We start from the raw sequence: 13,635 nt of genomic DNA on the forward strand, positions 1-13,635 counted from the left end.
CCAAGCTGAATGGTCATGATCCCTTTGCGTATCTGAAAGATGTGATGCAGCGATTACCGATGCATCGCGCCAGTGCTATCGGCGAGCTGCTGCCCCATAACTGGGTTCCTGCTGACAAGGTGTGATGCCCGGACGCTTACCTTTAACGAACTTTGTGTGGTCAGATATTCGACCATTTGCGAATACCATGTCAGCAACCTAATCCTACTGACAGACCTGATTATTCATCGTCATACCCAGAAACAAAGAATGTGCGTTAGCAGTTTAAAGTTAGATATTTTCTCACTGTAAGGCTAAGTGATCAGAAAGCTGAACTAAGCGTAATTTGTGTTATTGTCACTTCCACTTCGCGCTAAGAGTTTGCAGTAATTACTCCCCGAACTCTCCTTATAATTCAAACGCTCAGTATAGCTTTACCACATTATCGATAAAAGTACAACAAGCCTCCCATTACAAATCATTACAAGCCATTATCGAGCTGTCGAAAATCCAGCTGCGGCTTTCAGACAGGATCGGATGGAGAGGGTTTCAACCAATAAGGGGATGGAATCTTGCCACTGTAACTTTCCCCTGGCACTACGAGTGACTTCCTTAGCTCTGAATAGGCATAAACGGCTCAATGCAATAAGAACAGATCCAAAGCAATCCCAACAAGACTCTACACAGTCTTATCACCGCCAATAGAAGTTTAAACTTAGCTATAGTACTACTGCCAGTTTTGGAGAAGCATATAAAATCTTGAATATCAGTATCCAGCCGATAAAAAATTTTCGGATCTCCATTGACTTATATCAGTTCAAGCAGTTTAAAAAAATATTTACGCTACAAGCAATTTTGTGCAAAGTGACATAAGCATTCCGTTATGCAGATACTGTCTACAAAAATTTAGCGAGACTTCACCTAAGATCCATTTCCAAATATTTTTGACCTAGGTATTAAATACACTTTGGAGGAAATTTTGGCAGAGTCATTCAAACCAATATTGGCGCCGAATCGTATTAATTACGTAAATTTCATCTTGTAAGCAACGATACTGACTTATTCGGGGTTACTTAAGCTGTAGATAATACGGTATAAACAAAAAGCCCCTGCGCTGGAAAGCACAATGGGTGGCCCGCCTTGTAGAGAGAATGGCTTCCACTCTGTCAAATTTGCTTGGTCTCTTATCTAAGCGGGGTCGCAATACTATCGACTGAGTCCAATTCACTAACTGAAAATCCAAGGAGAAGGGTAAAAATGTCAATAAAAATAATACTCGCTCTGGTCATGATAAGCGTGAGCGCAACGGCACAACAGCATTCTCAACTACCATCAAATTCCGCCCCCATAATCAAGTTTGACCCGACAACGGCAATACAGGCCAATAGCGCTGTCACTTTGTCATCTGTCCGGGTAGCCAGTGGATTAACCCGGCCGGTTTTTGTAACCCACGATGGAGTAAATTCCGATTGGATATACGTGGTCGAGCAGCGCTCCAGCTCCACCGGGCGGGTCAAGATTCTTGACCGGACCAGTGGTGCTCTGGTCTCGACCTTTCTGTCAATCAGTGGTTTAAATACCGGCTCCGAGCAGGGCCTTCTGGGTCTGGCTTTCGATCCGGATTACGCAAATAATGGCTACTTCTTCGTCAATTACACGCAAAATAGTCGGACCTTTGTGACCCGCTATCAACGCTCAAACTTAAATCCACAATTGGCGGACCCAGGCTCCGCGCAAGTGGTATTTTCCATCAGCCAGCCTTTTAGCAATCACAATGGTGGCTGGATAGCATTTGGGCCTGACGGTTATCTATATATCGCTATGGGCGATGGTGGCTCAGCCGGTGATCCGGCCAATCGCGCCCAGAACCTCAATGATCTGCTGGGCAAGATGTTGCGCATTGATGTCGGCTCCCTACCCTATTCGATTCCCGTGGGCAATCCATTCGGCGATGAAATCTGGAGCTATGGGCTACGCAACCCTTGGCGCCCCAGCTTCGACCGCAGTAGCGGCGATCTATGGATCGCTGACGTCGGCCAGAACAGCTGGGAAGAAGTCAACTTCCAGCCCGCTTCCAGCAGCGGCGGCACCAACTGGGGATGGCGTTGCTATGAAGGCAACAACCCATTTAATACCAGTGGATGCCCTAGCCCCAGCACCCTGGAGTTCCCTATCTGGGAATACAGCCGCGGCGGCTCTCCCTTTCGCTGTTCCGTTACCGGCGGCTATGTCTATAGAGGTAGCGCTATCCCCTCCCTGGACGGAACCTATTTTTTTGCCGATTACTGCTCCGACCAGATCTGGTCGCTGAAATATGACGGCACCACTCTGTCGGAATTCACCGAACGCACCGGTGAGCTGGCACCCACTGTGGGCTCTATCGATAGTATTTCAAGCTTCGGTGAGGATTATTTTGGCGAGCTTTATATCTGCGATATTGGTGGGGAAATCTACAAGGTAATTTCAAACTAGCAGGACGATCCCCTGGCTCAATAAACCGAACTTTCAATGAAGACAAGGTTTGCTTTTAAAATATAGCACCCGGCTCGGCACTTCCATAAGGGGCCGGGCCGCTGCTGTGAAGGGGCACGCCTTTGCTGGATAGGTAAATAAGAATCCGCCCAAGGCCCTTAATACCGAATAAATATTCAGTATTTTACCAGCGCCGACCCAAACCACAGGAGATTGCCCGCCCAGGTTAGGGGCTCGATCACTGATTGACTGAAGTGGTTCACATTCATTTCCCTGGACAGGAATTGCTCCTATAGCAGAAAAATATACTGGTCAATGAACGAGCTTATTGTTCAATTGCTGACAACCTTTGGAGATTTATCACTGATAGTTAAATGCACTGGGCCATCAGAAAGTCGCACAAAGATAATAAAAAGGTTATTCAATCATCAAGCCGGAAAGAAACTGTTCAAAACCGCCCGGGTCTAATATATAGCGTAAAGAATTCCAGTGTTTATCAGCACTCAATTAAAAGGCTGTGAAGCATTCCAACGGGCAATCTTTTAAATCCCAGCTACCTTTTTAATCCCACCCTGGTTGCAAAACCAACTCCGTTAGGCGTAGAATTCATTTTAAGATATTTGACTATGGATTTGCATTCGATTGCCCTTCATCCTCGTAGTTTGTTGATACCTTGGCTCAGGAAAGTCATCAAATACTATAGATAAAGGTTGTATCGTTCACGCGGACGAATTAAAGCAGTTTTATTTATATCCGTTTATACCCCTGGACTACAGATCAGGGTTTTTCCATAAACAATAACTTCGAACTTTCCGAACTATCAATAATTGAACAGTGCGCTACCCGACATCGGCGCAAAAGGACAAAGTATGCCAATCAGGAATTTTCTTTTGGCCTCCATGGCCATTTTACTGAGTGTAATTCTCTCCGCCTGTGGTGGCTCCGGCGGTTCGAATGGCTCCGATACTACGCCCACGCCCGAGCCTGAGGAACCCACACTAGTATCGATTCAGGTATCCCCCGCGCAAGACGCCAGCAGCGATGGGGCCGGTGTATCAGTGAAAGTGGGTGACCGTCTGCAATTTACTGCCCAGGGCAGCTATAGCGACGGCAGCACCGCCGACATCACCGACAGCGTGGACTGGAGCAGCGATGCTACCGCCATTGCCAGTGTGGACAGCCAGGGTAACGTCACAGCGGTGAGTGCGGGCAAAGCGGCGGTTAGCGCCAGCCAGGACGGTATCACCAGCAATACTGTGATGGTCACTGTACCCCTGGAGCGGGTGCGGGTTGTCACCCTGGGTTTTGAGGCCGTCAAGCGTTTTAGGTTTGGCTGGACCGACGTGGCGGGCGCCAGCCGTTATCGGCTTATGGAAAACCCCGATGGATTCTCCGGCTTTAGCCCGGTTGGCGAAGAGGTCGCACAGGGTACCGAAACCCTGGCACTGGAAGTGCCTCTCTATGCCCGCGCCAATGCGCAATATATGCTGCGAGCCTGTACGGGCCAGGGCGCTCGGGAAGTGTGTAGCGACACGGGCATCCTCTCGGTGAGTGACACCCTGGTGGACAGTATCGGTTACTTCAAGGCCACTAATACCGATGCAAACGATGAGTTTGGTTCGTCTGTGAGCCTGAGTGCCGACGGTAACACCCTGGCGGTGGGGGCAGCTTATGAGGAAAGCAACTTCACCGGGATAGATCAGGGGCAGATCGATCAGGGGCAGAGCGATAATAGTGCTGCGGATTCCGGAGCTGTGTATATCTTTAGTCGCAGTGCGGGTAGCTGGACCTGGGAAGCCTATATCAAGGCCAGCAATACTGACCCGGTAGATAGGTTTGGTACTTCTGTGAGCCTGAGTGCCGATGGCAATACCCTGGCAGTGGGAGCGCCAGGCGAAGAGAGCAGCGCCACTGGCGTCGACAGTAATGGCCAGAGCAACAATGACTATCTCGTAAGTGGTGCCGTCTATACCTTTACCCGCGATGAAAATGGCTGGGACCAACAGGCCTATATCAAGCCCGGTAATACGGAGGAGTATATGGGCTTTGGAAGGTCTGTGAGCCTGAGTGCCGATAGCAGTACCCTGGCGGTAGGGGCACGAGGTGAATCCAACAATGCCACCGGGGTCGACAACCAGGACCCGCACAATACCGGCGCCACTGACTCTGGAGCCGTATATGTGTTTGTTCAGGAAGACGGCACCTGGAAAGAAGATGCCTATATCAAGGCCAGCAATACGGGTTCAAACGACCTATTTGGTACGGCCGTCAGTTTAAGTGGTGACGGCAATACCCTGGCCGTGGGGGCGATCAGTGAAGACAGCAGTGCCACTGGAGTGCACAACACCTCCTCGGCCAATGGCGGCAACCAACTCGATAATTCTGTCTCGGGTGCCGGTGCCGTCTATATGTTTAGTCGCCATGCAAATGCTGAGTGGACACAGGACGCCTATATAAAAGCCAGCAACACCGGTCAAGGTGACGAATTTGGTGCAGCCGTCAGCCTCAGCGCGGATGGGAATACCCTGGCCGTTGGTGCAAGGCAAGAGGATAGCAGTACTACGGGAACCAGTACTGGGGGAATCGCAGGCGACGGGGATAATAATGATGCCGATGAAGCCGGTGCCGTCTATGTGTTTAGTCGAACTGGTACCGGCTGGCAACAGCAGGCTTATGTAAAAGCCGACGATACCAATGGGGGTGACGGGTTCGGTTGGACTGTCAGTTTAAATGCAGATGGCAACACCCTGGCTGTAGGCGCACGCCATGAATCCAGCGCTGCCACCGGAATCAATGGCGACCAAGACTTTGAGCCTGGTGATGATGGCTTTAGGTCCGGCGCCACCTATGTTTTTACTCGCAATGCGGGCAGCTGGTTCCAAAAGGCCTACGTCAAGTCCAGCAATTCGGAGCAACTGGATGCATTTGGTGAGGCCGTCAGTTTAAGTGGTGACGGCAATACCCTGGCCGTGGGGGCAAAACTTGAAAATGGCAGTGCCACCGGAATCGGTGGTAATCAGAACAATTTAAATACTGCCAATTCTGGAGCTGTCTATGTGTACTGAATCTGGATGCTCAGGGGCGACTGACAGGAGCCGTTAGCTTCCAAAACCCGGCTCTGGGATTTATCGAGTCGGCAACTTGTGCAGTTGCCGGCTCGATAATAGCCACGCTGAAAAAATAGTTGTTAAGTTGGAGCCCGGTGTCCCGGGCTCCTTGGGTTTTTCCCTGCGGCAATCAAATTCCGCCGGCGAAATAATCAAAAAAAGAGTCGGCAGCAGGGCTATCTCAGTTAGTGTAAACAGGCCCTAGTAAAGATAGGTTGCGGTGCCGGTGGCAATCAGCTGGTCGGAGTCGTTGCTCAATTCCATACGCGCCACCACCAGCTTGTTACCGGTGCGCAGTATGGCTCCGTTGCAGATAAACTGCTCCCCCTTGCCGGGTTTCAGATAGTCGACACGCATATCGACGGTACCCAGTTTGGACAGCCGCTCGGCTTTCTCTTTCCAACTGATGTCCCCCAGGCGCTGGTAGGCGGCGACCATGGCGGTGAGCCCGCCGACAGTATCGAGAGCGGTGGCGATCACGCCACCGTGCAGGATATTTTTCCAGATATTACCGATCAGTTGCGGACGCTGGGCAAAAGATGCGGAGATGGTGAGCTGGTCCAGATCCAGCTCCTGCATTTCGAGCCCTATCTCCCGATTGAAGGGAATCTGGTCGAAGAAGCCCTTGACCAGATCGCGAAACTCACTGGGAGACGGCTCGCTCACAGGCGCATCACCCGGTTCAGTCCGTCCAGCGCCGCACTGCGGTAGGCTTCAGCCATGGTGGGATAGTTAAAAGTGGTATTGACGAAATAGTCTATCACATTGTGGGGCGCCGGCTGTTTCATGATGGCCTGGCCGATATGCACGATTTCCGCCGCCTCGGCACCAAAGCAGTGGATGCCGAGAATTTCGTGGGTTTCAATATGGAACAGCAGTTTAAGCATACCCACCCGCTCACCGGAAATCTGCGCCCGCGCCGTGTGCTTGAACAGAGCGCGCCCCACCTCATAGGGCACCTTGGCGGCGGTCAGTTCGGATTCCGTCTGCCCCACGGAGGAAATTTCCGGCAGGGTATAGATTCCCGTGGGCGCATCTTCCACCACGCGGTGGCCGCGACCCGCAATCGCGGCGGCGACCGCGCGACCCTGGTCGTAGGAGGCGCTGGCGAGACTGGGCCAGCCGATCACATCCCCCACCGCATAGATACTGTCGATCTTGGTGCAGTAGTGCTCGTCGACGCTCAACTGGCCCCGGTGATTGGCCTCCAGGCCAACAGTTTCCAGGCCCAGGGAGCTGGTGTTGCCGGTGCGGCCGTTGCACCAGAGCAGCGCATCGGCGTGAATGCGTTTGCCGGACTCCATCTCCATCACCACCCCGTCGTCGCCGGGCAGCACCCGGGCGTACTCCTCCCGGTGCCGCACGGTTACCCCCATGTCCCGCAGGTGATAGCTGAGGGCATCGGAAATTTCATCGTCGAGAAATTCCAGCAGGCTGCCACGGGTGTTGATAAGGTCCACCTTGACACCCAGGGCGGCGAAAATGGAGGCGTACTCACAGCCGATCACACCGGCACCATAAATCATCATGGAGTGGGGGGTGTGCTGCATTTCCAGAATGGTGTCGCTGTCGTAGACCCTGCTGTGGCAAAAATCCACATCCGCCGGGCGATAGGGCCTGGAACCGGTGGCGATGACGAACCGGCCCGCGGTGATCACTTCAGTGGCGCCATCGGGCAGGGACACTTCCACTGTATTGGCATCGCGAAAATGAGCCGCGCCAGTGATCAGTTCAACCCGGTTGCGCGCATAGCAGCTGGTGTGCATCTCCACCTGATAGGAGATCACCTTGTTGACGGTTTCCATTACCTGCGGGAAAGTCAGACGGCGCGGCTCGCCCAGGGCGCGAAATACCGGCTGGGTGTTGTAGCGCATCAGCTGCTTTACCGAGTGGCGCAGGGCCTTGGAGGGAATGGTGCCCTTGTGGGTGCAGTTGCCCCCCACCGCCGGGCGCTTTTCGACCACGGCCACACGCATACCCTTTTTGGCCGCGCTCATGGCCGCCGCCTCCCCCGCGGGGCCGGAACCAATCACCACCAGGTCGAATTTTAATTCTGCCATCAACAAACTCTATGTAAAACGATTCAATCGATTGCGGTGCCCAGCTACAGTCGCCAGAACCGCTGACCGGCCCGGCGACAAGCCGGCTGCCCCAAGGCTCAGCACTAATTGTTCAATAGCCTGTCAGGGCATCCTTGCTAAATTCGGTGTCGGCACGCTTCCAATCAATCAGAAGCAACCTTGGTTGCATCGTAAGCCAGCTCTGCACCGGGGGCGGCCTTCTGGCGCCGCTGCTGCTCTTTGCGACACTCGTCGTCATCGCCACCGCAAATCGCGCAATCCTGTTTCATGCCAATATTATTCAGCCCCCCACAGGAGCCCTTGAGGGGCTTGTTCTGCAGAATCGCCCCCAGGGCCATACCGGTTACCACCAGCACCATGACGACAAAGGCAAAAATATAGATTGTCATTCCCGCTACCTCTCCAACTCACTACCTTTCCAAATAGGGTGCAAATGCGCTGCTAAAGCGCTCCTCAAAACCCTCGTCGGTCTTTACCAGCATGAACACTGCCAGACCCTCCCGCTCTGCCAATTGTAATCCCGCCTCGGCGCCCATCACATTGAGGGCGGTGGCGAGGCCATCGGCCTCGGCACAGGTGTCGGCAATCACGGTCACCGATGCCAGCCGGTGTTTCAGTGGCCTGCCGGTCCGGGGGTCTATGCTGTGGGCATAGCGCACCCCGTCGCGCTGGTAGTAGTTGCGGTAATCCCCGCTGGTGGCAATGGATTTTCCGCTCACTCTGATGGGCTCCTGCACCACCCTCCCCTTGGGATTTGGGCTCTCTATACCAACCCGCCAGCTTTGTCCGTCCGGGTTGTGGCCCCGGGTACGCAGCTCACCGCCTATCTCGACCAGGAAGTTCTCGATTCCCCGGCGCCGCAACAGAGCGGCTACCCGGTCGACACCGTGGCCCTTGGCGATGGCGGACAGGTCCAGCTGTACCGCCCGGGTGCGGGTGAGGAGATCCGGATTCCTCTGCAGTTGCAGGGCATCGGAACCAATCACAGTGCGCAATGCCTCTATCTCGGCCGGGGTGGGAATCAGTTCCGGCTCCGGCTCCGGCCCGAACCCCCACAGATTGACCAGCGGGCCGACGGTGATATCAAAAGCGCCCTCGCTGCGGCGGTAGAGATCCAGTGACAGAGCGACCACATCCGCCAGTGGCGCGCTCACAGGTATGGCCTGGCCGACTTTGGAGCGGTTGAAGCGCATCAATTCCGAATCCGGAATATAGGTGGACATCTCCTGATTGACCGCGCGCAGCTCCGCGTCGACGGCCTGTTGAAGCTTGCCCCGATCCACTTCCGCGGGCACAGCCACCAGGGTGATATGGTAGCGGGTTCCCATGGTGGGCCCGGTGAGCTGCCAGTCCCGTTTGCCCGAGCAGGCGGATAGTAAAATGACCGCGACAGCAGTCCACCCAAGCAAAAACAGGGTCCCCAATAGGGACCCTGTTTTTGTTGTTATCGGCGGATTGACTGCACCTGACAGATGACGCACTCCGCTCAACCTCCGAAGTCATCCAGCAATATATTGTCGTCCTCGACACCCAGGTCCTTGAGCATATTGATGACGGCGGCGTTCATCATGGGGGGACCGCACATATAGTATTCGCAGTCCTCCGGCGCCGGGTGGTCCTTGAGATAATTCTCGTAGACCACATTGTGGATAAACCCGGTGTAGCCGCTCCAGTTGTCCTCCGGCTGCGGATCGGACAGCGCCACATGCCACTGGAAGTTGTCGCATTCGTCCTGGAGGCCGTTGTAGTCGTCCTCGTAAAACATTTCGCGCAGGGAGCGGGCGCCGTACCAGAAGCTGATCTTGCGCTTGGATTTGAGCCGCTTGAGCTGATCGAAAATATGCGAGCGCATGGGTGCCATTCCGGCACCACCGCCGATAAACACCATTTCGTTTTCGGTTTCCTTGGCGAAGAATTCACCAAAGGGACCATAGACCCGGATCTTGTCCCCGGGCTTGAGGCCGAAAACATAGGAGGACATCTGACCCGGGGGTACACCCTCAGTGCGCGGTGGCGGTGTGGCGATACGGATATTAAATTTCACCACGCCCTTCTCTTCCGGGTAGTTGGCCATGGAATAGGCCCGCACCACCGGCTCGTCGACTTTGGATTCCAGATTGAAAAAGCCAAAATGCTCCCAGTCCCCGCGATACTCCTGACCGATTTCAAAATCGGAGAATTTGACATGGTGCGGCGGCGCTTCCAGCTGCACATAACCGCCAGCGCGGAAGTCCACATTCTCGCCTTCCGGCAGTTTTAGGGTCAGCTCTTTAATAAAAGTGGCCACATTGGGGTTGGATTCCACAGTGCACTCCCACTGCTTCACGCCAAACACCTCTTCGGGCACTTCGATTTCCATATTCTGCTTGACCGCCACCTGGCAGGAAAGACGCTTGCCCTCCTTCGCTTCCCGGGGGGTGAAGTGCGCCGCTTCGGTGGGCAGCATATCGCCACCGCCGGCAACCACCTTACACACACACTGGGCGCAGCTGCCACCGCCGCCACAGGCGGAGGCCAAAAACAAATTGTTGGCCGCCAGTGTCTGCAACAGCTTGCCCCCGGCGGGCACTGTGAGGGTTTTCTCTCCGTTGACCAGTATCTGCACGTCTCCGGTGTTCACCAGGCGCGAGCGGGCAACGAGAATCACCGCCACCAGTGCCAGCACTATGACGGTAAACATCGCAACGCCGAGGATAACTTCGATATTCATACTATTAGACCCCCGCTTATAGATCGATGCCGCCGAAAGACATGAAGCCCAGGGACATCAGACCCACGGTGATAAAGGTGATACCCAATCCCTTGAGGCCATCGGGCACGTCGCTGTACTTCATTTTTTCGCGGATACCCGCCAGGGCGGTAATCGCCAGCGCCCAGCCGAGACCGGCGCCGAAACCGTAAGCGACACTCTCGCCAAAGTTGTATTCCCGCTCCACCATAAACAGGGAGGCCCCCATGATGGCGCAGTTGACCGTGATCAGGGGCAGGAAAACCCCCAGGGCGTTGTACAGAGCGGGGACATATTTATCCAGGAACATTTCCAGGATCTGCACCAGTGCGGCGATAACGCCGATATAGGACAGCAGGCCCAGGAAACTCAGGTCCACGTCCGGATAGCCGGCCCAGGCCAGGGCGCCGTCTTTCAGCAGATAGGTATAGATCAGATTGTTGACCGGCACCGTGAGGGTCAGGACGACGATGACCGCCACCCCCAGCCCAATAGCCGCCTCGATCTTTTTCGACACGGCGAGAAAGGTGCACATGCCGAGGAAAAAGGCCAGCGCCATGTTTTCAACGAAAACAGCGCGGATAACCAGAGAAATATAGTGTTCCATCCGTCAGGCCTCCTGCGCATTGGTGTTGGGCGCTATCTTGAATTCCTGCTCCTCCACCTGGCTGGGTTTCCAGACTCTGATGGCCCAGATAAACAGGCCGATCAGGAAGAAGGCACTGGGCGGCAACAGCAGCAATCCATTGGGCAGATACCAGCCACCATTGTTGACGGTCTGCAATATCTCCACGCCCAACAGCTTGCCGGCACCGAACAGCTCGCGGATCACCGCCAGACCGATCAGAATCACGCTGTAGCCGAGACCATTGCCGAGGCCGTCGAAGAAGCTCTCTTTGGGGCCGTGCTTCATGGCGAAGGCTTCCGCGCGGCCCATGACGATACAGTTGGTGATGATCAGGCCGACGAAGACCGACAGCTGCTTGGAAATATCGTAAGCCACCGCCTTGATCACCTGATCCACCAGAATCACCAGGGAAGCGATCACAGTCATCTGCACTATGATGCGGATGCTGTTGGGAATCTGATTGCGGATCAGGGACACCAGCACGTTGGAACAGGCCACCACCACTGTGAGCGCGACACACATGACCAGTGTCACCTTGAGGGAACTGGTCACCGCCAGCGCGGAGCAGATACCGAGAATCTGCAGGGCGATGGGGTTGTTGTTAAAAATCGGCTCCAGGAGAATATCTTTGATTTTCACGCTTACGCCTCCCCCGCTCTGAGGTTGTTCAGGAAGGGTCCGTAACCCTCGCTACCCAGCCAGAAATGGATCAGGTGATCGACGCCCCTGCTGGTCAGTGTGGCGCCGGACAAACCGTCCACTTCGTATTCCGCACCGGGGCTGTCGGGATCGACACTGCCTTTGATCACGCTCAGCTCCACGTCGCCGGCGCGGTCGTAGACCTTCTTGCCCACCCACAGGGCTTTCCAGTTGGGATTGTCGACCTCGCCACCCAGTCCGGGGGTTTCCTTGTGTTCATAGAAACCCAGGCCGGCCACGGTGTTCAGGTCGCTGTCCAGCGCCAGGAAACCGTACAGCTGGCCCCAGAGGCCATAGCCGCGCACGGGCAGGATGATTTTTTCCAATTTGCCCGCCTTCTCGACCACATAAACTTCCTTGATATTCTCGCGCCGGACTATCTTGGCGATGTCCTGTTCGGGCGTGAGCTTTTCGCTGGCGGAGGCAATCTTGGCCGCGGCGCGACCGCTGCCACCGGGGGGGGGCTCGTCGGTGAACTTGCCGGTGTTCAGATCCACATATTTGACCTGTACGTCGGCGAAGGCCTGTTCGACCTCTGCCCTGCCCGCATGGGAATCCTTGAGCAGGCCGGCGGCCATGAGTACGTTGCGCCGCATATCCAGTTCGGCGTTGGCCTGCTGGGCCGGCTTCAGTACTACCGCTGCGGTGGAAACGAATACCGAGCAGACGATACAGAGTATCAACGCAACAGTGAGGGTGCCCTTGACGGAATCTTTATTAGCCACGTGCCAACCTCCGTTTTATATGAGACTGCACCACAAAGTGGTCGAACAATGGCGCGAACAGGTTGGCGAACAGAATCGCCAGCATAATCCCCTCCGGAAACGCCGGATTGACCACACGGATCAGCACCGTCATGACACCGATCAGAATGCCGTAATACCAGCGGCTGACATTGGTCATGGCGGCGGATACGGGGTCGGTGGTCATAAAGATAAGACCGAACGCAAAGCCCCCCACAACCAAGTGCCAATACCAGGGCACGCTGAAGAAGGGATTGCTGTCGGAACCGATGAAGTTGAACAGCGTGGCGGTGGCCATCATCCCCAGCAGGGTGCCGGCTACGATCCGCCAGCTGGCGATCTTCATGCTCATGAGGATGACACCGGCAATCAGAATCACAAGGGTGGAGGTTTCACCGATGGAGCCGTGCATATTGCCGAAGAAGGCATCCCACCAGGTCAGGGGACCACTAGCGGTATTGATGACACCATTCTGTACACCCTCGCTGGCCAGTACAGACAGGGCGGTGGCCCCGGTATAGCCGTCCACCGCGGTCCAAATTGTATCGCCGGACATGGAGGCCGGATAGGCAAAATACAGAAAGGCGCGGCCGGTCAGTGCCGGGTTGAGGAAGTTCTTGCCGGTACCACCGAAGACTTCCTTGCCAATCACTACACCGAAGCTGATGCCCATGGCCACCATCCACAGCGGCAGGTCCGGGGGACAGGTGAGTGCAAACAGAATCGAAGTTACGAAAAAGCCCTCGTTGACTTCGTGACCGCGAATAGCGGCGAACAGAACTTCCCAGATACCACCGACAACAAAAGTCACCAGATAGATGGGCAGGAAAAACATAGCCCCGTAGACAAAATTGTCCCACAGGCTGGCCGGATTGTAGCTGGTCAGCGCGCCAATAATGGCGTGGCGCCAGCCGTCAAACTCGGCGGTACCTCCCGTCTGCAGGGACTGGGCGATAATGGTGTTGGCCTGGTAGCCCACATTCCACATGCCGAAGAAGGCCGCCAGCATGGCGCAGGCCCAGACCGAAATCATAATGCGCTTGAGGTCGATGCCATCGCGCACATGGGCAGTGGTTTTGGTGAGCTCGGCGGGCTGAAACAGTCCCGTGTCCACAGCCTCGTACAAGGCAAAGAATTTTTCGTACTTGCCACCTTTGTGGAAGTGCGGCTCGAGAGAATCCAGAAATTTGCGCAACAT

Annotated in this window: 12 protein-coding genes; 3 read left to right on the forward strand and 9 right to left on the reverse strand. The window is 55.0% G+C overall.

Going from position 1 to position 13,635, the window contains the following annotated elements:
- The 3 genes from AB1S50_RS02065 to AB1S50_RS02075 form a co-directional block, all read left to right on the forward strand.
- Window positions 1-125 (forward strand): transposase domain-containing protein (locus AB1S50_RS02065; RefSeq protein WP_367148845.1); only part of this gene is annotated, 125 nt, incomplete at its 5' end.
- Window positions 126-1,458: 1,333 nt separating this feature from the next.
- Window positions 1,459-2,451, forward strand: a complete 993-nt coding sequence (locus AB1S50_RS02070) for a PQQ-dependent sugar dehydrogenase (protein ID WP_367148720.1) — start codon at window positions 1,459-1,461, stop codon at window positions 2,449-2,451.
- A gap of 869 nt (window positions 2,452-3,320) precedes the next feature.
- The gene (locus tag AB1S50_RS02075) at window positions 3,321-5,516 is read left to right on the forward strand and encodes an Ig-like domain-containing protein (protein WP_367148721.1); all 2,196 of its coding nucleotides are present in this window, start codon (window positions 3,321-3,323) and stop codon (window positions 5,514-5,516) included.
- A 243-nt stretch (window positions 5,517-5,759) separates the two neighbouring features.
- Here AB1S50_RS02075 and AB1S50_RS02080 read toward each other — a convergent pair whose 3' ends face one another.
- From AB1S50_RS02080 to AB1S50_RS02120, 9 genes are all read right to left on the reverse strand, one after another.
- Window positions 5,760-6,224: a thioesterase family protein gene (locus AB1S50_RS02080; RefSeq protein WP_367148722.1), complete on the reverse strand. Its 465-nt coding sequence runs from the start codon at window positions 6,222-6,224 to the stop codon at window positions 5,760-5,762.
- Window positions 6,221-7,618, reverse strand: a complete 1,398-nt coding sequence (gene sthA, locus AB1S50_RS02085; protein ID WP_367148723.1) for a Si-specific NAD(P)(+) transhydrogenase — start codon at window positions 7,616-7,618, stop codon at window positions 6,221-6,223. The genes AB1S50_RS02080 and sthA overlap by 4 nt, the downstream gene beginning before the upstream one ends.
- Window positions 7,619-7,782: 164 nt before the next feature.
- Window positions 7,783-8,028, reverse strand: a complete 246-nt coding sequence (nqrM, locus tag AB1S50_RS02090) for a (Na+)-NQR maturation NqrM (protein WP_367148724.1) — start codon at window positions 8,026-8,028, stop codon at window positions 7,783-7,785.
- 21 nt (window positions 8,029-8,049) lie between these two features.
- Window positions 8,050-9,048 carry an FAD:protein FMN transferase gene (locus AB1S50_RS02095; RefSeq protein ID WP_367148725.1) on the reverse strand — a complete coding sequence of 333 codons (999 nt, stop codon included), beginning with the start codon at window positions 9,046-9,048 and terminating at the stop codon, window positions 8,050-8,052.
- 77 nt (window positions 9,049-9,125) lie between these two features.
- A complete protein-coding gene (nqrF, locus tag AB1S50_RS02100; protein WP_367148726.1) occupies window positions 9,126-10,349 on the reverse strand; it encodes an NADH:ubiquinone reductase (Na(+)-transporting) subunit F in 1,224 nt (407 codons plus the stop codon).
- A gap of 16 nt (window positions 10,350-10,365) precedes the next feature.
- Window positions 10,366-10,974 (reverse strand): NADH:ubiquinone reductase (Na(+)-transporting) subunit E, encoded by a 609-nt coding sequence (gene nqrE, locus AB1S50_RS02105; RefSeq protein ID WP_367148727.1) that lies wholly within the window; start codon window positions 10,972-10,974, stop codon window positions 10,366-10,368.
- A 3-nt stretch (window positions 10,975-10,977) separates the two neighbouring features.
- Window positions 10,978-11,634, reverse strand: coding sequence for an NADH:ubiquinone reductase (Na(+)-transporting) subunit D (locus AB1S50_RS02110; protein WP_367148728.1), 657 nt, complete (start codon window positions 11,632-11,634; stop codon window positions 10,978-10,980).
- Window positions 11,635-11,636: 2 nt separating this feature from the next.
- A complete protein-coding gene (locus tag AB1S50_RS02115) occupies window positions 11,637-12,419 on the reverse strand; it encodes a Na(+)-translocating NADH-quinone reductase subunit C (RefSeq protein ID WP_367148729.1) in 783 nt (260 codons plus the stop codon).
- Window positions 12,412-13,635, reverse strand: coding sequence for an NADH:ubiquinone reductase (Na(+)-transporting) subunit B (locus AB1S50_RS02120; RefSeq protein WP_367148730.1), 1,224 nt, complete (start codon window positions 13,633-13,635; stop codon window positions 12,412-12,414). The genes AB1S50_RS02115 and AB1S50_RS02120 overlap by 8 nt, the downstream gene beginning before the upstream one ends.

The sequence above is a fragment of the Microbulbifer discodermiae genome (assembly GCF_040742695.1).
In the GTDB taxonomy this organism is placed as follows: domain Bacteria; phylum Pseudomonadota; class Gammaproteobacteria; order Pseudomonadales; family Cellvibrionaceae; genus Microbulbifer.

Excerpts from the sequence above, each read along its gene's own strand:
- AB1S50_RS02075 (WP_367148721.1), top strand. The coding sequence starts at position 3,321 with ATGCCAATCAGGAATTTTCTTTTGGCCTCCATGGCCATTTTACTGAGT.
- sthA (WP_367148723.1), bottom strand. The coding sequence starts at position 7,618 with ATGGCAGAATTAAAATTCGACCTGGTGGTGATTGGTTCCGGCCCCGCG.
- nqrM (WP_367148724.1), bottom strand. The coding sequence starts at position 8,028 with ATGACAATCTATATTTTTGCCTTTGTCGTCATGGTGCTGGTGGTAACC.
- nqrF (WP_367148726.1), bottom strand. The coding sequence starts at position 10,349 with ATGAATATCGAAGTTATCCTCGGCGTTGCGATGTTTACCGTCATAGTG.
- nqrE (WP_367148727.1), bottom strand. The coding sequence starts at position 10,974 with ATGGAACACTATATTTCTCTGGTTATCCGCGCTGTTTTCGTTGAAAAC.
- AB1S50_RS02120 (WP_367148730.1), bottom strand. The coding sequence starts at position 13,635 with ATGTTGCGCAAATTTCTGGATTCTCTCGAGCCGCACTTCCACAAAGGT.